The 19990-nt window shown below is 66.1% G+C and carries 15 protein-coding genes; 11 read left to right on the top strand and 4 right to left on the bottom strand.

Going from position 1 to position 19990, the window contains the following annotated elements; genetic code table 11:
- The first annotated feature begins 66 nt into the window (after window positions 1-66).
- From phaC to RM96_RS34170, 9 genes are all read left to right on the top strand, one after another.
- On the top strand, window positions 67-1845 hold the full coding sequence (phaC, locus tag RM96_RS34210; protein ID WP_039016193.1) for a class I poly(R)-hydroxyalkanoic acid synthase: 1779 nt from the start codon (window positions 67-69) through the stop codon (window positions 1843-1845).
- Between the two features lie 81 nt (window positions 1846-1926).
- Entirely contained in the window at window positions 1927-3108 is a 1182-nt protein-coding gene (locus tag RM96_RS34205) for an acetyl-CoA C-acetyltransferase (RefSeq protein WP_039016192.1), read from the top strand.
- Between the two features lie 71 nt (window positions 3109-3179).
- On the top strand, window positions 3180-3920 hold the full coding sequence (locus RM96_RS34200; protein WP_039016191.1) for a 3-ketoacyl-ACP reductase: 741 nt from the start codon (window positions 3180-3182) through the stop codon (window positions 3918-3920).
- A gap of 453 nt (window positions 3921-4373) precedes the next feature.
- A complete protein-coding gene (gene phaR / locus RM96_RS34195; protein ID WP_039016190.1) occupies window positions 4374-4928 on the top strand; it encodes a polyhydroxyalkanoate synthesis repressor PhaR in 555 nt (184 codons plus the stop codon).
- Window positions 4929-5185: 257 nt separating this feature from the next.
- On the top strand, window positions 5186-6166 hold the full coding sequence (locus RM96_RS34190) for a tRNA dihydrouridine synthase (protein WP_039016189.1): 981 nt from the start codon (window positions 5186-5188) through the stop codon (window positions 6164-6166).
- Between the two features lie 193 nt (window positions 6167-6359).
- On the top strand, window positions 6360-7739 hold the full coding sequence (rimO, locus tag RM96_RS34185; protein ID WP_052279908.1) for a 30S ribosomal protein S12 methylthiotransferase RimO: 1380 nt from the start codon (window positions 6360-6362) through the stop codon (window positions 7737-7739).
- Between the two features lie 120 nt (window positions 7740-7859).
- Window positions 7860-9044: a beta-ketothiolase BktB gene (gene bktB / locus RM96_RS34180; RefSeq protein ID WP_039016188.1), complete on the top strand. Its 1185-nt coding sequence runs from the start codon at window positions 7860-7862 to the stop codon at window positions 9042-9044.
- A gap of 8 nt (window positions 9045-9052) precedes the next feature.
- The gene (locus RM96_RS34175) at window positions 9053-9691 is read left to right on the top strand and encodes a hypothetical protein (RefSeq protein WP_082016837.1); all 639 of its coding nucleotides are present in this window, start codon (window positions 9053-9055) and stop codon (window positions 9689-9691) included.
- 135 nt (window positions 9692-9826) lie between these two features.
- Window positions 9827-11056, top strand: coding sequence for a cystathionine beta-lyase (locus tag RM96_RS34170; RefSeq protein WP_039016207.1), 1230 nt, complete (start codon window positions 9827-9829; stop codon window positions 11054-11056).
- A gap of 121 nt (window positions 11057-11177) precedes the next feature.
- Here the strand turns inward: RM96_RS34170 and serB are convergent, their stop codons facing one another.
- From serB to mfd, 4 genes are all read right to left on the bottom strand, one after another.
- Window positions 11178-12032, bottom strand: a complete 855-nt coding sequence (gene serB / locus RM96_RS34165) for a phosphoserine phosphatase SerB (protein WP_039016187.1) — start codon at window positions 12030-12032, stop codon at window positions 11178-11180.
- Between the two features lie 113 nt (window positions 12033-12145).
- Entirely contained in the window at window positions 12146-13525 is a 1380-nt protein-coding gene (locus tag RM96_RS34160) for an amidohydrolase (RefSeq protein ID WP_039016186.1), read from the bottom strand.
- A gap of 260 nt (window positions 13526-13785) precedes the next feature.
- On the bottom strand, window positions 13786-15000 hold the full coding sequence (gene argE / locus RM96_RS34155; protein ID WP_039016185.1) for an acetylornithine deacetylase: 1215 nt from the start codon (window positions 14998-15000) through the stop codon (window positions 13786-13788).
- Between the two features lie 81 nt (window positions 15001-15081).
- Entirely contained in the window at window positions 15082-18531 is a 3450-nt protein-coding gene (gene mfd / locus RM96_RS34150) for a transcription-repair coupling factor (RefSeq protein ID WP_039016184.1), read from the bottom strand.
- Window positions 18532-18741: 210 nt separating this feature from the next.
- Here mfd and ispD point away from each other — a divergent pair, with 210 nt between their 5' ends.
- Both ispD and ispF read left to right on the top strand, forming a co-directional pair.
- Window positions 18742-19476 (top strand): 2-C-methyl-D-erythritol 4-phosphate cytidylyltransferase, encoded by a 735-nt coding sequence (ispD, locus tag RM96_RS34145; protein ID WP_039016206.1) that lies wholly within the window; start codon window positions 18742-18744, stop codon window positions 19474-19476.
- Window positions 19477-19479: 3 nt separating this feature from the next.
- On the top strand, window positions 19480-19989 hold the full coding sequence (gene ispF, locus RM96_RS34140; RefSeq protein ID WP_039016183.1) for a 2-C-methyl-D-erythritol 2,4-cyclodiphosphate synthase: 510 nt from the start codon (window positions 19480-19482) through the stop codon (window positions 19987-19989).
- Window position 19990: the final 1 nt, after the last annotated feature.

The following is a 19990-nucleotide window of genomic DNA, read 5'->3' as shown; positions in this document are numbered from 1 at the left end:
AAGTGCCGGCCAGGGCAATGCCCGGGAGCCGGTCTCGAACAGCGACGGCAGAGAGACGAATACATCATGGCGACCGGCAAAGGTGCGGCAGCTTCCACTTCGGAAGGTAAGTCCCAACCGTTTAAGTTTCCGCCGGGGCCATTGGATCCAGCTACATGGCTGGAGTGGTCCCGTCAGTGGCAGCCCTCCGCGGGCAATGGCGCATCCCCGGGCTTCCCGGGGTTCGAGGCGCTGACAGGCCAGGCGCTGGCCGGGGTCAAGATCGACCCGGCGCAGATGGCCGAGATCCAGCAACGCTACATGCAGGACTTTGCCGAGCTTTGGCGCGGCCTTGCCGAAGGCGACGTCGAGTCGGCCGGCCATGTGCATGACCGGCGCTTTGCCAGCGATGCCTGGCGCAAAAATGCGCCATACCGTTACGCCGCGGCGTTCTACCTGCTCAATGCGCGCGCCATGACAGCCCTGGCCGATGCCGTCGAGGGCGACGCCAAGACCCGTCAGCGCATCCGCTTTGCGATCTCGCAGTGGGTGGACGCCATGTCGCCGGCGAACTTTCTCGCGACTAATCCCGACGCACAGAACCGCCTGATCGAATCCGGCGGCGAATCGCTGCGCAATGGCGTGCGCAACATGCTGGCCGACCTGGGCCGAGGCAAGATCTCGCAGACCGACGAAACCGCGTTCGAGGTGGGCCGCAACGTGGCGGTCACCGAAGGCGCAGTGGTCTACGAGAACGAATACTTCCAGCTGCTGCAATACAAGCCGCTGACCGACAAGGTCTATGCGCGCCCACTGTTGCTGGTGCCGCCGTGCATCAACAAGTACTACATCCTCGACCTGCAGCCCGAAAGCTCGCTGGTGCGGCATGCGGTGGAGCAGGGCCACACGGTGTTCCTGGTGTCGTGGCGCAATCCTGACGCGAGCATGGCCGAGAGTACCTGGGACGATTTCATCGAGCACGCGGCCATCCGTGCGATCGAAGTGGTGCGCGAGATCAGCGGCCAGGACAAGATCAACGTGCTCGGCTTCTGTGTCGGCGGCACGATCATCTCGACCGCGCTGGCGGTGCTCGCCGCGCGCGGCGAGAAGCCCGCGGCCAGCCTGACGCTGCTGACCACACTGCTCGATTTTGCCGACACCGGCATCCTCGATGTCTTCGTCGACGAAGCCCACGTCCAGCTGCGCGAAGCCACTTTGGGTGGCGGGGCCGGCGCACCTTGCGGGCTGCTGCGCGGCGTGGAGCTGGCCAATACGTTCTCCTTCCTGCGGCCCAACGACCTGGTCTGGAACTACGTCGTCGACAACTACCTGAAGGGCAATACGCCGGTGCCGTTCGACCTGCTGTTCTGGAACGGCGACGCCACCAACCTGCCGGGGCCGTGGTACTGCTGGTACCTGCGCCACACCTACCTGCAGGATGAGCTGAAGGTGCCGGGCAAGCTGACCGTGTGCAATGCCCCTGTGGATCTGGGCAGCATCGATGTGCCGACCTATATCTACGGTTCGCGCGAAGACCACATCGTGCCGTGGACCGCGGCCTACGCGTCGACACCGCTCCTGAAGAACAAGCTGCGTTTCGTGCTGGGGGCTTCCGGCCACATTGCCGGCGTGATCAACCCGCCGGCCAAGAACAAGCGCAGCTATTGGACCAACGATGCGCTGCCGGAATCGGCGCACGACTGGCTGGGCGGGGCGCAGGAGCACCGTGGCAGCTGGTGGCCGGACTGGATGGCGTGGCTCGGCAAGCAGGCCGGCGCCAAACATGCCGCGCCTGCCGAGTATGGCAACGCGCGCTACACCGCGATCGAACCCGCGCCTGGGCGTTACGTCAAAGCCAAGGCATGACTTTTTGCGAAGCTGGCTGGCTGCCTGATACTGGGGCCGGCCAGCTCCGCGGACCTTCCGTTTCTATCGAGAGGACTTCAAATGACTGACGTTGTCATCGTTTCCGCCGCCCGCACCGCGGTCGGCAAGTTCGGCGGCTCGCTCGCCAAGATTCCCGCCCCGGAACTGGGCGCCATCGTTATCAAGGCCGCGCTGGAGCGCGCCGGCGTGAAGCCGGACCAGGTCAGCGAAGTGATCATGGGCCAGGTGCTGGCCGCCGGCTCGGGCCAGAACCCGGCCCGCCAGGCGGCCATCAAGGCCGGCCTGCCCGCCATGGTTCCGGCCATGACCATCAACAAGGTGTGCGGCTCGGGCCTGAAGGCCGTGATGCTGGCTGCCAATGCGATCATGGCCGGCGACGCCGAGATCGTGGTGGCCGGTGGCCAGGAGAACATGAGCGCCGCACCGCACGTGCTGCCGGGCTCGCGCGACGGCTTCCGCATGGGCGACGCCAAGCTGGTCGACACCATGATCGTGGACGGCCTGTGGGACGTCTACAACCAGTACCACATGGGCATCACCGCCGAGAACGTTGCCAAGGAGTACGGCATCACGCGCGAAGCGCAGGATGAATTCGCCGTGGGCTCGCAGAACAAGGCCGAGGCCGCGCAGAAGGCCGGCAAGTTTGCCGAGGAAATCGTGCCGGTGCTGATTCCGCAGCGCAAGGGCGATCCGGTGGCGTTCGCCACGGACGAGTTTGTCCGCCATGGCGCTACGCTGGACAGCATGTCCGGCCTGAAGCCCGCCTTCGACAAGGCCGGCACGGTCACGGCCGCCAATGCCTCGGGCCTGAACGACGGCGCCGCCGCGGTGGTGGTGATGTCGGCTGCCAAGGCCAAGGAACTGGGCCTGACGCCGCTGGCCACGATCAAGAGCTACGCCAACGCCGGCGTCGACCCGAAGGTGATGGGCATGGGCCCGGTGCCGGCCTCCAAGCGGGCGCTGTCGCGTGCCGGCTGGACCCCGCAGGAACTGGACCTGATGGAGATCAACGAGGCCTTCGCGGCGCAGGCGCTGGCCGTGCACCAGCAGATGGGCTGGGATACCTCCAAGGTCAACGTCAATGGCGGCGCGATTGCCATTGGCCATCCGATCGGCGCGTCGGGCTGCCGTATCCTGGTGACGCTGCTGCATGAAATGAAGCGCCGCGATGCCAAGAAGGGCCTGGCTTCGCTGTGCATCGGCGGCGGCATGGGCGTGGCGCTGGCAGTCGAGCGCAATTAAGCGGTGTGCCGGCCCGCCCGGTAGTTCGGGCGGGCCGGCGACGATAACGAAGAGCCAATCAAGGAGTGGACATGACTCAGCGCATTGCGTATGTGACCGGCGGCATGGGCGGCATCGGAACCGCGATCTGCCAGCGGCTGGCAAAGGACGGCTATCGCGTGGTAGCCGGCTGCGGCCCCAACTCGCCGCGCCGCGAGAAGTGGCTCGAGCAGCAGAAAGCGCTCGGCTATGACTTCGTGGCTTCCGAGGGCAACGTGGCCGACTGGGACTCGACCAAGACCGCGTTCGACAAGGTCAAGGCTGAAGTTGGCGAGGTCGACGTCCTGATCAACAACGCCGGCATCACGCGCGACGTGGTGTTCCGCAAGATGACGCGCGCGGACTGGGACGCCGTGATCGACACCAACCTGACGTCGCTCTTCAACGTCACCAAGCAGGTGATCGACGGCATGGCCGACCGCGGTTTCGGCCGCATCGTCAACATCTCGTCGGTGAACGGGCAGAAGGGCCAGTTCGGCCAGACCAACTACTCCACCGCCAAGGCCGGCCTGCACGGCTTCACCATGGCGCTGGCGCAGGAAGTGGCAACCAAGGGCGTGACCGTGAACACGGTGTCGCCCGGCTACATCGCCACCGACATGGTCAAGGCCATCCGCCAGGATGTACTGGACAAGATCGTCGCGACCATCCCGGTCAAGCGCCTCGGGCTGCCCGAGGAAATCGCCTCGATCTGCGCCTGGCTGGCGTCGGACGAGTCCGGCTTCTCGACCGGCGCGGACTTCTCGCTGAACGGCGGCCTGCACATGGGCTGACGCGCGGGCACCCCGCCCGCACACGCTGGCGGCGCCGCTTTTTGCGGTGCAGCCAGCGCGCCGCACAAGTCTGAAACGCCGAGAATTTGCGGGCCTGATGGCCCGCAAGCCATTTTTGGGCCGGAATTCTGCCGGCCTGATCAGCGGCAAACCATTTCTGAACCGATATTTTGCGAGCCTGACGGCCCGCAAACCATTATTGCGTGCGGGTTTTCCTTAACCCGCCTTGCTTTTCTTAGTGCTTTGTTGGGCATAGAATCAGGGCAGCGGCGCAGCCAGCACCATAGCCGTGCAAGGCGCAGCCCTCGCGGGGGCGAAGGCTGCACGCCACTTGCGCGCGACAAGCGCAATGGGTCACGACGATAGAAGATGGCGCAGGCGGTACCGGTTTGCGCACTGCACCCCATGCGGTGCAGCAGCGCACATCAGCGATGACAAAAGGATAGAGCACCGATGGCCACGACCAAGAAAGGCGCAGAGCGACTGATCAAGAAATATCCCAATCGCAGGCTCTACGACACCCAGACCAGCACCTACATTACTCTGGCCGATGTGAAGCAGCTGGTGATGGAAACCGAAGACTTCAAAGTCGTCGATGCCAAGTCGGGCGACGAACTGACACGCAGCATCCTGTTGCAGATCATCCTGGAAGAGGAAACCGGCGGCGTGCCGATGTTCTCCAGCGCCATGCTGTCGCAAATCATCCGTTTCTACGGCCACGCCATGCAAGGCATGATGGGCACCTATCTGGAAAAGAACATCCAGGCCTTCATCGATATCCAGAGCAAGCTGGCCGAAAACTCAAAGGGCCTGTACGCTGGCGAGGCCTTCAGCCCCGACATGTGGTCCCAGTTCATGAACATGCAGGGGCCGATGATGCAGGGGATGATGAGCAACTACATCGAACAGAGCAAGAACCTGTTCGTGCAGATGCAGGAACAGATGCAAAGCCAGGCCAAGAACATGTTCGGGACCTTCCCGTTCAACCAGCCTGACAACAAGAAGTAAGCGGATATACGTTTTACGGCAGGCCGCCCCTGGCCTGCCGCATGCCTTCATCGTCGCCGGCGCTGACACGCGGGATGCACGGGGTAATCGGGTAAAATCGCGCCTTCCCGGGTGAGGCGCAAAATTATTGCGCTGGAAGCCCCTCTCACTTCTGGCGATTCATTCAGCGGACTCGCCTGTACAGCGCGAATCCCAATGCCCTCCAAAATCCAGGACATTTGCCAGCCTAGGGGCCACGCTTCAGCGCCGGCTTTCGCATGAGCCGGCTGCTTCTTGCGCCCATGGAAGGGCTTGCGGACTACACCTTGCGCGACGTATTGACTGCCACGGGCGGATACGACGGCTGTGTGTCCGAGTTCGTCAGGGTGACGGGCTCTTTGCTTCCCGCGCGTGTCTACGAAAGGGATACACCCGAAATCCATCACGGAGGCCATACCCCTGTGGGCACCCCGATGGTGATCCAGTTGCTTGGGAGCGATCCCGAATGGATGGCGCGGAACGCTGCCTACGCAGCCACGCTGTCGCCGCATGGCATCGACCTGAACTTCGGTTGTCCCGCCAAGGTCGTCAACCGGCACGGCGGCGGGGCGATGCTTCTGGCTACGCCTGACGCGCTGAACCGGATCGTTTCGTCGGTTCGCGCCGCGGTGCCGGTCAATATCGCCGTCACGGCAAAAATGCGCCTCGGCGTCTCCGACACCTCGCTGGCAATCGACTGCGCCACGGCGCTGGCGGAAGGCGGGGCGGCCTCTATCGTCGTGCATGCCAGGACACGTGATCACGGCTACCGGCCTCCGGCACACTGGGAGTGGATCGCGCGTATCGATGATGCCGTGGACGTGCCTGTCATTGCCAATGGCGACGTCTGGTCGGTCGACGACTGGGAGCGGTGCCGGGCTGTCAGCGGCTGTGCGGATGTGATGATCGGACGGGGCGCGGTGTCAGATCCTTTCCTGGCCTTGCGAATACGCGGAATGATGGACAAGTCGCCATCCGCCGCGGAATGGCCGGGCGTGCTCGGTCATATCCTCGACTACCTGAAGAAGCTGCAGGGCCGTATCTCAAGCCAGCATGAGCACGGGCGGGTCAAGTTGTGGCTCAGCTATCTGAAGCGGACCTGGCCGCAGGCCGCGGAGTTGCATGCAGCCATCCGGCGCCTGCATGATTCGCTTGAAATCCAAGGCGTGATCGAGAGCGCGCTGACGGGTATGCCAGCGACGCCACCGTTGCGAGCATGACTCGTTCTCGGACGCCGGCCGCACTCTCATGTGATTAACCCGGCAGTTCCCGCATATCTGACCCCGAAGGGTTTCCCACGGCAGTATGGAGTCAGGCACCGGGAAACTTTGAGCAGCGGTTAAAATGTCGAATTGGCTTTGTAGCGTGGGGCGGCCATGTCCCGCCTCGCCCGCCCCACATCTGGAAGTGCCCGTGAAAAACCCTTCAGAATCAACGATTAACAGCGGTTCCGCGCCCAAGGTAGGCTTTGTCAGCCTGGGCTGTCCCAAGGCCCTGGTCGACTCCGAGCAGATCATCACCCAGCTGCGTGCAGAGGGCTACGCCATCAGCGGCACCTACGACGGCGCCGACCTGGTCGTGGTCAATACCTGCGGCTTTATCGACGAGGCCGTGCAGGAGAGCCTGGACGCCATCGGCGAGGCGCTGACCGAGAACGGCAAGGTCATCGTGACCGGTTGCCTGGGCGCCAAGAAGGATGCCGCCGGCCAGGACATCGTGTCGTCCGTGCATCCGAAGGTGCTCGCGGTCACGGGCCCGCATGCGCTGGGCGAAGTGATGCAGGCGGTGCACACCCACCTGCCCAAGCCGCACGACCCGTTCACCGACCTGGTGCCGCCGGCCGGTATCAAGCTGACGCCCAAGCACTATGCCTACCTGAAGATTTCCGAGGGCTGCAATCACCGCTGCTCGTTCTGCATCATCCCGTCGATGCGCGGCGACCTTGTATCGCGCCCCGTGGCGGAAGTCATGCTGGAGGCCGAGAACCTGTTCAAATCGGGCGTCAAGGAACTGCTGGTGATCTCGCAGGACACCAGCGCCTACGGCGTGGACGTGAAGTACCGCACCGGATTCTGGAACGGCCGTCCGCTCAAGACCCGCATGACCGAGCTGGTGGCGGCGCTGGGCGAGCTGGCCAGCCAGTATGGCGCCTGGGTGCGACTGCACTACGTCTACCCGTATCCGCACGTGGACGAGATCATCCCGCTGATGTCGCAGGGCCATGTGCTGCCGTATCTGGACGTGCCGCTGCAGCACGCCCACCCGGACGTGCTCAGGCGCATGAAGCGCCCGGCCAATGCAGAGAAGACGATGGACCGCATCCGCGCCTGGCGCGAGATCTGCCCCGAGCTGACCATTCGCAGCACCTTTATCGCCGGGTTCCCCGGTGAAACGGAAGAAGAGTTCCAGACGCTGCTCGATTTCATCGCGGAAGCCGAGCTAGACCGCGTGGGCTGCTTCGCCTATTCGCCGGTCGAGGGCGCCACTGCCAATGACCTGCCCGGCGCGCTGCCCGACGAAGTTCGCGAGGAGCGCCGCGCCCGCTTCATGGAGGTGGCCGAGGAAGTTTCGGCGCGCCGCTTGCGGCGCAAGGTCGGCCAGACGCTGCGCGTGCTGGTGGACGAGGTGAACCAGGATGGCGGCGTCGGCCGTTCGTCCGCCGATGCGCCCGAGATTGACGGCCTGGTCTATATCGCGCCGCCGTCGAAGCCGTCGCAGCGCTATCGCGCAGGCGATTTTGTGCAGGTGAAGATCACCGGGGCAGACGGGCACGACCTGTGGGGCGAGCTCTGATTGCGCAAGCCGGCATCGACGCCTGGCGGTCGTCCGGCATTTAGGTAAAAGTACGGTCGTTCGTTTTCCCGGGTGTGCCGCTATACTGTGCGGTGCAACATAACCTTGATGGAGACAATCATGACGCGTGAAGTAGTAGTTGTCAGCGGCGTTCGCACCGCAATTGGTACCTTCGGCGGGAGCCTGAAGGATGTGGCCCCGTCCGACCTGGGCGCCCTGGTGGTCCGCGAAGCGCTGGCACGCGCGCAGGTATCGGGCGACGACGTCGGGCACGTAGTGTTCGGCAATGTCATCCAGACCGAGCCGCGCGACATGTACCTGGGCCGCGTCGCCGCCGTGAATGGCGGTGTTTCGACCAACGCGCCCGCGCTGACCGTCAACCGCCTGTGCGGTTCGGGCCTGCAGGCCATCATCAGCGCTGCGCAGAACATCCTGCTGGGCGATACCGATGTAGCCATCGGCGGCGGCGCGGAAAGCATGAGCCGCGCGCCGTACCTGGCGCCGGCCGCCCGCTGGGGCGCGCGCATGGGCGACGCCACCATGGTCGACATGATGCTGGGTGCGCTGCACGATCCGTTCCATCGCATCCACATGGGCGTGACCGCCGAAAACGTGGCGAAGGAATACGACATCTCGCGCAGCCAGCAGGACGAGGCCGCGCTGGAATCGCACCGTCGCGCGTCGGCTGCCATCAAGGCCGGTTACTTCAAGGACCAGATCGTCCCGGTGGTCAGCAAGGGCCGCAAGGGCGACGTCACGTTCGATACCGACGAGCATGTGCGCCATGACGCCACCATCGACGACATGACCAAGCTCAGGCCGGTCTTCGTCAAGGAAAACGGCACCGTCACCGCCGGCAATGCCTCGGGCCTGAACGACGCCGCCGCCGCGGTCGTGCTGATGGAGCGCGCCGAAGCCGAGCGCCGTGGCCTGAAGCCGCTGGCCCGGCTGGTGTCGTATGGCCACGCCGGCGTCGATCCGAAGACCATGGGCATCGGCCCGGTGCCGGCCACGAAGATTGCGCTCGAACGCGCGGGCCTGAAGGTGTCCGACCTCGACGTGATCGAAGCCAACGAAGCCTTTGCGGCGCAGGCCTGCGCGGTGACCAAGGCGCTTGGCCTGGATCCGGCCAAGGTCAATCCGAACGGCTCCGGCATCTCGCTCGGCCATCCGATCGGCGCCACCGGCGCGCTGATCACGGTCAAGGCGGTGTATGAGCTGCAACGCGTGCAAGGCCGCTATGCGCTGGTGACGATGTGCATCGGCGGCGGCCAGGGCATTGCGGCGATCTTCGAACGCATCTGAGGTTGTCCTTGAGCCTGACCCCGCTGCAAAAAACCTTTCCGGCCATCGGACTGGCTGTCGCGCTTGCCTTCGCGGGCGCTACGCCGGCGCTGGCGGCCGGGGCCACCGAACTGTCGACCGGGCCGGTGGCTGCCGGTGCGACCGCCGAAGCGGAAGGCCTGGGCATCAACCAAGCCATCCTTGACGGTGAGGCCAGGCGGGGATCATCGCTCTCGACCGGCGCGGCGCCCAGGGCGCTGGCGCCGCGTCCCGAATATGCCACCTTGCCGGTCTATGTCGGCAAGGTGGGCGACCAGCCCGTGCGGCTGCGCATCGGCCCCAAGCCGGATGAGCGCGACAGCGTGCGCGGCGAATACTCGACCGGGCGCGGGCCCGGCGTTCGCCTGCTGGCCGGCGAATACGAGAACGGCGCCTTCCTGATGGAAGAGTCCGACGACGGCACGCGCGTATCCGGCAACTGGGAAGGCACCATCGATGCCAGCGGCGCCGTGCGCGGGACCTGGACCGACGCCTTCAACCCGGCCATCATCTTGCCGTTCTTCATCCGGCCGCTTGGCGAACTGGTGATTCCTCCGTTCGATATGCGGCCCGACAGCGGCGTTACCTACGCGCCGCCTCCGCCGAAGTCATCGATCAAGGGCTGGTAAGGCACCTGGCTGGTGGCGCGGCCGCCATTTGCTGGTAAGCTGAAAGGCTCATCGAGTCTTCTTGCACGGTCCCGCATGTGCTCCCACAAGGGCGCATGCCGCGAGCCCGCGCACCAGCCAGCCAAGGAATCCGCCGTGTCCGATTCGACATCCGACAAGCCAGCGTCCAACCCTTCCGCCCATTACCTGCAGACCGTCGCGGTTCAGCCCGAGCTGGATATCGCGCCAGGCTTTGGTTCGTTTTCACCGGCCACGCATCGTGGCTCGACCGTAGTCTTCCGCAATCTCGCCGAACTGCGCGCGCAGGGCGATGGCGCCACCACATACTGGCGCTACGGCCTGCACGCCACGCCGACCAGCGAGGCGCTGTGCCAGCACCTGGCCTTGCTCGAAGGCGGCCGCCACACCTTGCTGCTGCCCTCCGGCCTGGCGGCGATCTCGCTGGTGTACTTTGCGCTGCTGAAGAGTGGCGACGACGTGCTGGTGCCGGACAACGTCTACGGTCCCAATCGCGATCACGGCGAATGGCTGGCGCGCGATTTCGGCGTGACGGTGCGTTACTACGATCCGATGATCGGCGCAGGCATTGCGTCGCTGATCCGTCCCAATACGCGCCTGATCTGGATGGAATCGCCAGGATCGGTAACGATGGAAGTGCCGGATACCGAGGCCATCGTTGCCGCAGCAAAAGCGCGCGGCGTGCTGACGGCCATCGACAACACGTGGTCGGCCGGCGTGTACTTCCGTCCCTTCGACAAGGGCATCGATATCTCTGTCCAGGCACTGACCAAGTACCAGTCGGGCGGCAGCGACGTGCTGATGGGCGCCACGCTCACGCGGGATGACGCGCTGCATGACCGCCTGAAGCGCACCCGCATGCTGATGGGCTGGGGCGTGTCGGCCGATGACTGCTACCTGGTGCTGCGCGCATTGCCGAGCCTGCCGGTCCGGCTGGCGGCGCACGACCGCGCCGCGCGTGAAGTTGCCGAATGGCTGCACCAGCGGCCGGAAGTGGTGCGCGTCCTGCATCCGGCGCTGCCGGACTGCCCGGGGCACGCGCAGTGGCGGCGCGACTTCAGCGGCGCCAGCGGCCTGTTCGCCATCATCCTCCATGCGAAGTATTCGCGGCAGCAGGTGGATGCCTTCGTCGAAGCGTTGCGGCTGTTCGCCATCGGCTGGTCGTGGGGCGGGGCGCACAGCCTGGCGGTGCCATATCACGTGCAGACCATGCGTCCGGCCGGCAGCTGGCCGCCGGCGGGTTGGCAGAATGCCGGCGAGCTGGTGCGGCTGTATATCGGCCTGGAGGATACGCGCGACCTGATCGCCGATCTGCGGGGGGCGATGGAGTCGCAGCTCAAGGCCTAGCGGCCGGAAGGCGCAAGGGAAAACGGACGCCGCGGCGTCCGTTCTTATTTCTCCAGCGACAACCAGACTCAGACGTTCGCCGTTACGCTCGCGTGCACGGTGCGTGGTGCCGCGCCCGCGGTCAGTGGGGGAACAGCTGCAGCAATCCGTCGAGCCCGACGTGATTGAACGCCACGCTCGCCTGCGCACGGACCACAGGCTTGGCGCGGAACGCCACCGACAGCCCGGCGACGGCCATCATCTTCAGGTCATTGGAACCATCGCCCATCACGATCGCCTGTGCCGGCGCGGCACCGATCTGCGCGCACACTTCCTGCACGGTGCGCGCCTTCACGTCGGCGTTGACGATTTCACCCACGACGTTGCCGGTCAGCTTGCCGTCGACGATCTCCAGCGTGTTGGCGCGCGTCACGTCGAGCTTCAGGCGTGCCTTGAGCTTTTCGGTGAAGTGGACGAAGCCGCCGGATACCAGCAGCGTGCGCAGGCCGAGCGCCTGCACGGCCTGCAGCATGCGCTCGGCGCCTGGCGACAGGCGCAGGCGCTCGTCGTAGACGCGGTCCAGCACGCTCGCGTCCAGGCCCTTGAGCAGGGCGACGCGGCGGCGCAGGCTTTCGTTGAAATCGGTGATCTCGCCGCGCATGGCGGCTTCGGTGATGGCCGAGACTTCGGCCTTGAGCCCGCAGAAGTCCGCAATCTCGTCGATGCACTCGATGGTGATCAGCGTGGAATCCATGTCCATCGCGACCAGGCGGAAGTCCGACAGCCTGCGCCCGGCGGGCACCACGGCCCAGTCGATCGCGCGCGGGCCGCAGAAATCGTCCAGCGCGTCGCGCAGGGCCGGCGTCAGCGCTGCACATTCCTCGGCGGCGGCCACGGTATTGCTGCGCAAGGTCAGTTCCGATGCCCTGGCAAGGGTTCGGACAGTTGCGAGGTCGGCGGCGGACAGCGGGGCGGTGCTCTGGAGGATCAGGGGCATGACGGAACGGAATCGGGCGCGGCGCGCGGGCAGTTGCCGACAGACGGCAAGGCACGGCTGCAAGGCGGAAAAACCGCTATTGTAGCCGCGCCGGCCCGCGCGCAGCGAGGCGCTTAGCGCTGCGCCATCGTCATGTAGTCTACCGTCAGGTTCGACAAGGCCCGCACGCCGTTGACCAGCGCCGGTTCGTCCACATAGAACTCGGGCGAGTGGTTGGAGGGCGCCTTGGTCACATCCTGGCCCTTGGGCGTCACGCCAAGGTTGAAGAACAGGCCCGGCACCTTCTCCTGGTAGAACGAGAAGTCCTCCGAAGCCGTGGCCTTCGGCGTGATCAGCCAGTTGCCGTCGCCGGCCACGCGCCTGAGCGTGGGTGCCATTTTTTCGGTCAGCGCCGGCTGGTTGACGGTGGCGTTGTAGAGTTCCACCACCTTGAAGGTGGCCTCGGCTCCCGCGCTGGTGGCAATGGCTTCGGTGGTGCGCTTCATCCGGGCATGGATGTCCTTCTTCATGCCTTCGTCATAGGTGCGCACCGTGCCCATCATCTCGACCTTTTCCGGGACGATGTTCATGCGGTTGCCGCCGTGGATGGTGCCCACGGTGATGACCGACGGCTCCAGCATGGCATTGACCTGGCGGCTCTGGATGGTCTGCAGGCCCATCACGATCTGCGATGCCACCACGATCGGGTCGATGCCGCCCCACGGCCGCGCGCCGTGTGTCTGGCGGCCCTTCACGTCGATCCAGAACTGGTCGGCAGCGGCCATCGACGGCCCGCTGCGCCAGCCCAGCTTGCCCGATTCGATGCCACTGCTCACGTGCAGGCCGAAGATCGCGTCGACCTTCGGGTTATCCAGCACGCCTTCGGCAACCATCTGCTTGGCACCCCACATATTGGAGCCGTTGGGTTCGAAATCCGCCGGGCTTTCCTCGGCCGGCTGGAAGATGAATTTCACCGTGCCGGGCAGCTGGTCTTTCATGCCGGCCAGCACGTCGGCGGTCGCCATCAGGATCGCCACGTGCGTGTCATGGCCGCATGCGTGCATCACGTCCACCTCCTTGCCCAGGTACTGGCCCTTGGCCTTCGAGGCGAACGGTACGTCCACGCGCTCCTTGACCGGCAGCGCGTCCATGTCGGCACGCAGCGCCACCACCGGGCCGGGTTTGCCGCCCTTGAGCACGCCGACCACGCCGGTCTTGGCCACGCCTGTCTTCACCTCCATGCCGAGCTTGCGCAGGTGGTCGGCGACCAGCTTCGCGGTGCGTGTTTCGTAGTTGCCGAGTTCGGGGTGCTGGTGGATGTCGCGCCGCCACGCGATCAGTTGCGCTTCGACGGCCTTGGCGCGGGTCTCGATCTGCGCGTGCAGCGCGTCGGCGTCGGCCGGTGCCGCCGTGGCCTGTGCCTGCACAGTGTTGCACATCAGGCCGGCGGCGAGTGCCAGGCTGGCAATGGCAAATCGGGCCGTGGGGCGGGATGCGGTGTGACAAACAGCCATGCAGGATCTCCTTCGTTATTGTTGGTTTGATGCTGGCAAGGTGGTTGGCTTCTTGGCAAGTGCGGCGCATGCAGTGCTGCACGCGCCTGCCCTCACCCCCGCCCCTCCCCACATGCGGGAGAGGGGAGCACACAAGCGGGATGGGATTGCTACGGTGCTGTCAGGCTCTGACGGGGTGCTCCCTCTCCCGCTTGCGGGTGAGGGTTGGGGTGAGGGCGGGCGTATCGACGAAGTGCGGACAACAAAGCCACCCCTACCCGTCAGGCTGCTACGCGCAGGCTGTCGACCACCTTGTGCAGGAACGCCTCGCACGCAGCCAGCTGATCCAGCGCAACAAACTCATCAGGCTTGTGCGCCTGCTGGATGTCGCCGGGGCCGCAGACCACGGCGGGAATGCCCGCGCGCTGGAACAGGCCGGCTTCGGTGCCGTAGGCGACCTTGTTGGTCTCGCGGTCGGCGGTCAGGGCGCGCACCAGCTGCGTGATGGCTTCCTGCTCGGCTACGTCGAGCGACGGCGCCGCGGCGATCTTGCTGATGGCGAGATCCGCGTCGGCATGTTCGGCGCGCATCTTGGGCAGCAGCACGTCGTTGGCATAGGCCTGGATGCGCGCGTAGATGGCTTCGGGATCGACGCCCGGCAGGTTGCGGAACTCGAACACGAACTCGCACAGCGCGGGGATGGTGTTCAGCGCAATGCCGCCCTGGATGGTGCCGGTCTGCGCGGTGGTGTAGGGCACGTCGAAGGCCTGGTCGTACGGGCCGTTGGCCTTGAACTCGTCGGCGATGTCGCGGATGAAGCAGATCAGGCGGGCGGCGTACTCGATGGCATTGACGCCGCGCGGCGTCAGCGACGAGTGCGCGGCCTGGCCCCTGACGCAGCAGCGGTAGGCATTGATGCCCTTGTGCGCCACGATCACGCGCATGCTGGTCGGTTCGCCGACGATGCAGCCGCCGGGCTGCACGCCGCGGTCGCGCAATTCAGCGAGCAGGTAGGGCGCGCCCATGCAGCCGATTTCCTCGTCGAAGGACAGTGCATAGTGCACCGGCTCGCGCAGCTTCGCTTGCAGGATGGTCGGCAGCAGCGCCAGGCTGGTGCCGATGAAGCCCTTCATGTCGCAGGTGCCGCGGCCATAGAGCTTGCCGTCGCGGATCACGGGCTTGAACGGATCGGTGGTCCAGTTCTGGCCGTCCACCGGCACCACGTCGGTATGCCCCGACAGCACGATGCCGCCATTGGTGCTGCCATCAGCCGCGGGCACCGTCACGAACAGGTTCGCCTTGTCGCCCTGCAGGTTGTAGCTCAGATGCGGCCGCAACCCCTTGGCCAGGAAATGATCGCGCACGGCTTCGATCAGGCCCAGGTTGGAGTGGCGGCTGGTGGTGTCGTACGACACCAGGCGCTGGGTCCATTCGAGCGCGCTGCCGCGCGGGGCGGCATTGTCAGTGGCGGACTGGTGTTGAGTATCGGCGGGCATGGGGGCGCTTTGGCTAACTTGTTAAGGACCTGATGCTACACCGTGCACGGAGCGAGGTCTACGCACGGCATTTCCCCAGGTTCACGCAAGCTGCCGCAAGGTGTGCTTGATCGTCTGCGCCCGCACCGCCACGTCGGGCATCTTGGCCTCGATGCGCAGCTTGTCCTGTCCGGCCAGCTTGATATGGCGGTTCTTCTGCACCAGGTCGATGATGCGCATCGCATCCACCGGCGGATTGGGCACGAACTGCACGCTGATGGCAGCTTCGCCAGCATCGATCTTGCGCACGCCCAGTGGCGCGGCGGCGATGCGCAGCCGGTGCGTTTCCACCAGCGCCTGTGCCTGTGGCGGCATGCGTCCGAAGCGGTCGATCAGCTCTTCCTGGATATCGTCCACGCGCTCCGCCGTTTCGCAGTTGGCCAGCCGCTTGTAGAGCGACAGGCGCTCGTGCACGTCGGCGCAGTAGTCATTGGGCAGCAATGCGGGGGTGCCGAGGTTGATCTCGGTGGTGGCCGCCAGCGGCGCCATCAGGTCGGGCTCCTTGCCGGCCTTGAGCGCCTTGACGGCGGCGTTGAGCATGTCGGTATAGAGCTGGAAGCCGATCTCGTGGATCTCGCCCGACTGCTTGTCGCCGAGCACTTCACCCGCGCCGCGGATTTCCAGGTCATGCATGGCCAGGTAGAAGCCGGAACCCAGTTCCTCCATCTGCTGGATCGCTTCCAGCCGGCGCTGTGCCAGCTTGGTCAGGCCCTCCACGTCGTGAACCAGCAGGTAGGCATAGGCCTGGTGGTGCGAGCGCCCGACCCGCCCGCGCAGCTGGTGCAGCTGCGCCAGGCCGAACTTGTCGGAGCGGTGGATCAGGATGGTGTTGGCAGTCGGCACGTCGATGCCGGTCTCGATGATGGTCGTGCACAGCAGGATGTTGTCGCGCCGTGCGACGAAGTCGCGCATCACGCGCTCCAGCTCGCGCTCATGCATCTGCCCGTGGGCCACCGCGATGCGCGCTTCGGGCACGAGTTCGGCCAGCCGGGCGCGCTTGTTCTCGATGGTCTCGACTTCGTTGTGCAGGAAGTACACCTGGCCCCCGCGCTTGAGTTCACGCAGGATGGCCTCGCGGATCACGCCGTCTTCCTCGCGCCGCACGAAGGTCTTGATCGCCAGCCGCTTCTGCGGCGCCGTGGCGATCACGGAGAAGTCGCGCAGGCCTTCCAGTGCCATGCCCAGCGTACGCGGGATCGGCGTGGCAGTGAGCGTCAGCACGTCCACCTCCGCGCGCAGCGTCTTCAGCGCTTCCTTCTGGCGCACGCCAAAGCGGTGCTCTTCGTCGATGATCACCAGGCCCAGGCGCTGGAACCTGACGTCGTCAGACAGCAGCTTGTGGGTGCCGATCACGATATCGACGGTGCCCTCGTTGATCTGCTTGATGGCGGCGTCGATTTCCTTTTTTGTCTTGAAGCGCGACAGTTCGACGATGCGCACCGGCCATTCGGCGAAGCGATCGGACAGCGTCTGGAAGTGCTGCTCGGCCAGCAGCGTGGTCGGCGCCAGCATGGCGACCTGCTTGCCGCCCAGCACCGCGACGAAGGCGGCGCGCAGCGCCACCTCGGTCTTGCCGAAGCCCACATCGCCGCAGACCAGGCGGTCCATTGGCTTGCCGGAGGTCATGTCGGCGATCACGGCGGCGATGGCGGCGGCCTGATCGGGTGTTTCCTCGAAGCCGAAGCTCTCGGCGAAGGTCTCGTAGTCCTTGGGCGAGAGCGGGAAGGCAAAGCCTTCGCGCGCGGCGCGGCGCGCGTACAGGTTAAGCAGCTCGGCGGCAGTATCGCGGATCTGCTGCGCAGCCTTGCGCTTGGCTTTGTCCCACTGGCCGGAGCCGAGGTGGTGCAGCGGTGCGGTCTCGGGATCGGCGCCCGAATAGCGCGAGATCACGTGCAACTGGTGCACCGGCACGTACAGCTTGCTGCCCTTGTCGTAGTCCAGGTGCAGGAACTCTTCGTCGCCCTGGCCCAGGTCCATGGTCACCAGGCCCTGGTAGCGGCCGATGCCGTGCTCGCTGTGCACTACGGGATCGCCGATCTTCAGTTCGGCCAGGTCGCGCACCATCGAATCGACGGCCGTGGCCTGTTCCTGCTTGCGGCGCCCGGCGCGGCGCGCGGTGCCGGCGTACAGCTCGGCCTCGGTGACAAAGACCAGTTGCGCCTGCGGCAGCATGAAGCCGCTGTGCAGCGGTGCGACGGCGATCGAGAAATGCGAGTCGCCGGCCAGGAAGGCGGCAAAGTCATCCACTGGCTGCGGGCGCAGGCCGCTTTCGGCAAAGAGCTGCAGCAGCGTCTCGCGGCGGCCGGCGGAGTCGGCGCACATCAGCACGCGCGTGGTCTTGCGCAGCAGCAGGGCTTCCAGGTTGACCAGCGGATCTTCGGCGCGGCGGTTGACCGAGACATCGGGCAGCAAGGCGGAGAACGATTCCTGCCCGGCGCTGTCTTCAGCCTGCAGGACAAGGCGCGACAGCGGCTTGGCGGCGACGAAGAACTGCTCCTCGGACAGGAACAGGTCGGCTGGCGGCAGCAACGGGCGCTCGCGGTCGTGCCGCATGAAGTTGTAGCGCTGCATCGTATCCGCCCAGAAGCGGCGGATCGCTTCGTCGACATCGCCGGCGAAGGCCAGTTGCGTGTCGGCCGGCAGGTAGTCGAAGACCGTGGCGCTGCTTTCGAAGAACAGCGGCAGGTAGTACTCGATGCCGGCAGACGGCACGCCGTTGCCGATGTCCTTGTAGATCGGCGACTTGCTCGGGTCGCCTTCGAACACCTCGCGCCAGCGGCCGCGAAAGGCGGTGCGTGCGGTTTCGTCGAGCGGAAACTCGCGACCCGGCAGCAAGCGCACTTCCTTGACCGGATAGAGGCTGCGCTGGCTGTCGGGGTCGAAGGCGCGGATGGTCTCGATCTCGTCGCCGAACAGGTCGATCCGGTACGGCAGCGCCGAGCCCATCGGGAACAGGTCGATCAGGCCGCCGCGCACGCTGTACTCGCCCGGACGCATCACCGCGCTGACATGCTCGTAGCCGGCCAGCGTGAACTGCGCCTTGAGCGCGGCTTCGTCCAGGCGCTCGCCCTGCTTGAAGAAGAACGTATAGGCCGCCAGGAAAGAGGGCGGGGCCAGCCGGTAGAGCGCAGTGGAGGCCGGCACCAGCATCACGTCGCACTGGCCGCCCTGGATGTCGTGCAGCGTCGCGAGCCGCTCCGAGACCAGGTCCTGGTGCGGCGAGAAGCTGTCGTACGGCAGGGTTTCCCAGTCGGGCAGCAGCCGCACGCGCAGCTCCGGCGCAAACCACGGGATCTCGTCCGCCAGGCGCTGGGCGTCGACGGCATTGGCGCACACCACGGCCAGCATCGGCGCGCTCTTGCGGTGCTGGCGGGCATAGGCCGCCAGCGTCAGCGCGTCGGCCGAGCCGCGCAGCCCGGCCACGTGATGGCGCAGACCCGGCCTGATCAGCGGCAGGTTGGCGAAGGAGAAGGAAGGCGAGGCGTCTGGCATCGGGGGCGGCAAGCGTTATCAACGACGACACCCCGCCGGCATTGCGGGCGGGGGTCTGATCTTGCGGCCCGGGAACTGCGGCCGCACGCGTCGCCTGCCACACACCGGAGCGCGGCGGCATGGCGACGAACAAGGGCCGTATTATAGAATGCGCACCGGTTGCCCCGCTGGCCGTCCCGGCCGGTGGCCCACATATTCCATACCGATTCCGTGCCCGATCGCCGTTTTGCCCTGATCCCCTGCGCCGGCACCGGCAGCCGCGCCGGCGGCGCCGTGCCCAAGCAGTACCAGACCGTCGCCGGACGGCCGATGATCTGGTACGCGCTGGCCGCGTTTTCCGCCTGCGATGCCATCAGCGCCACCGCGCTGGTGCTCGCACCCGACGACATGCCGCTGGAATCGCGCTTTGGCGCGGCAGCCTTTGCGGGGCTGCGCTTCGACACGGCGTTTGTCGGCGGCGATACCCGCCACGCCTCGGTGCTGGCGGGCCTGCATCACCTCGCGCAGCTGGGCGCGACCGACCGCGACTGGGTGCTGGTGCACGATGCGGCGCGTCCCGGGCTGACGCCGGCCATGATCCACACCCTCGTGCGCGCCGTGGAGAGCGACGGTGACAACGATCCCGACGCGGCGATCGGCGGCATCCTCGCCGTGCCCGTGCCTGACACGCTCAAGCGTGCCGATGCACGCACGCGTATTGGCACCACGGTTTCGCGCGAAGGCCTGTGGCAGGCCCAGACGCCCCAGATGTTCCGCGTGGGCGTATTGCGCCAGGCGCTGCAGGACGCCATGGCCGCGGGCGCGGTCGTGACCGACGAGGCCAGCGCCATCGAGCGGCTCGGCCTGCATCCGCGCCTGGTCAACGGCTCGCTGCGCAATTTCAAGGTGACGTATCCGGAGGACTTCGCGTTGGCCGAAGTCCTGCTGGCTCAAAAAGGAGCGTAATCGATGATCCCGTTTGATATCCGCGTAGGGCAAGGTTACGACGTCCACGCCCTGGTTCCCGGCCGCAAGCTGATCCTGGGCGGCGTCGAGATCCCGCACGACCGCGGCCTGCTGGGCCATTCGGACGCCGATGCCCTGCTGCACGCCGTCACCGACGCGCTGTTCGGCGCCGCCGGACTGGGCGACATCGGCCGTCACTTCCCGGATACCGACCCGGATTTCGCCGGCGCCGACAGCCGCATGCTGCTGCGCGAGGCGGCCCGCCGCGTGCGCGAGGCGGGCTACGAGATCGGCAACGTCGACGCTTCGGTGATCGCACAGGCGCCGCGCCTGGCGCCGCATATCGCGGGCATGGTTGCCAATCTTGCGGAAGACCTGGGCTTGCCCGCCGTGCGTTGCAACGTCAAGGCCAAGACAAACGAGAAGCTCGGGTTCGAAGGGCGCCAGGAGGGCATCGTGGCCCAGGCGGCCGTGCTGATCTGGCGCGGCACCGTAAGCGGCGCGCAGGACTGAG

The sequence above is a fragment of the Cupriavidus sp. IDO genome (assembly GCF_000812465.1).
Classification (GTDB): domain Bacteria; phylum Pseudomonadota; class Gammaproteobacteria; order Burkholderiales; family Burkholderiaceae; genus Cupriavidus.
Note: the sequence above shows the minus strand (reverse complement) of the source record. Positions and strands in the feature narration are given on the sequence as shown.

Bases quoted from the DNA above. Each gene is read 5' to 3' on its own strand.
- ispF (WP_039016183.1), top strand. From the start codon at position 19,480: ATGATCCCGTTTGATATCCGCGTAGGGCAAGGTTACGACGTCCACGCC.
- RM96_RS34200 (WP_039016191.1), top strand. From the start codon at position 3,180: ATGACTCAGCGCATTGCGTATGTGACCGGCGGCATGGGCGGCATCGGA.
- RM96_RS34205 (WP_039016192.1), top strand. From the start codon at position 1,927: ATGACTGACGTTGTCATCGTTTCCGCCGCCCGCACCGCGGTCGGCAAG.
- serB (WP_039016187.1), bottom strand. From the start codon at position 12,032: ATGCCCCTGATCCTCCAGAGCACCGCCCCGCTGTCCGCCGCCGACCTC.
- RM96_RS34160 (WP_039016186.1), bottom strand. From the start codon at position 13,525: ATGGCTGTTTGTCACACCGCATCCCGCCCCACGGCCCGATTTGCCATT.
- RM96_RS34190 (WP_039016189.1), top strand. From the start codon at position 5,186: ATGAGCCGGCTGCTTCTTGCGCCCATGGAAGGGCTTGCGGACTACACC.
- phaC (WP_039016193.1), top strand. From the start codon at position 67: ATGGCGACCGGCAAAGGTGCGGCAGCTTCCACTTCGGAAGGTAAGTCC.
- phaR (WP_039016190.1), top strand. From the start codon at position 4,374: ATGGCCACGACCAAGAAAGGCGCAGAGCGACTGATCAAGAAATATCCC.
- argE (WP_039016185.1), bottom strand. From the start codon at position 15,000: ATGCCCGCCGATACTCAACACCAGTCCGCCACTGACAATGCCGCCCCG.
- bktB (WP_039016188.1), top strand. From the start codon at position 7,860: ATGACGCGTGAAGTAGTAGTTGTCAGCGGCGTTCGCACCGCAATTGGT.
- mfd (WP_039016184.1), bottom strand. From the start codon at position 18,531: ATGCCAGACGCCTCGCCTTCCTTCTCCTTCGCCAACCTGCCGCTGATC.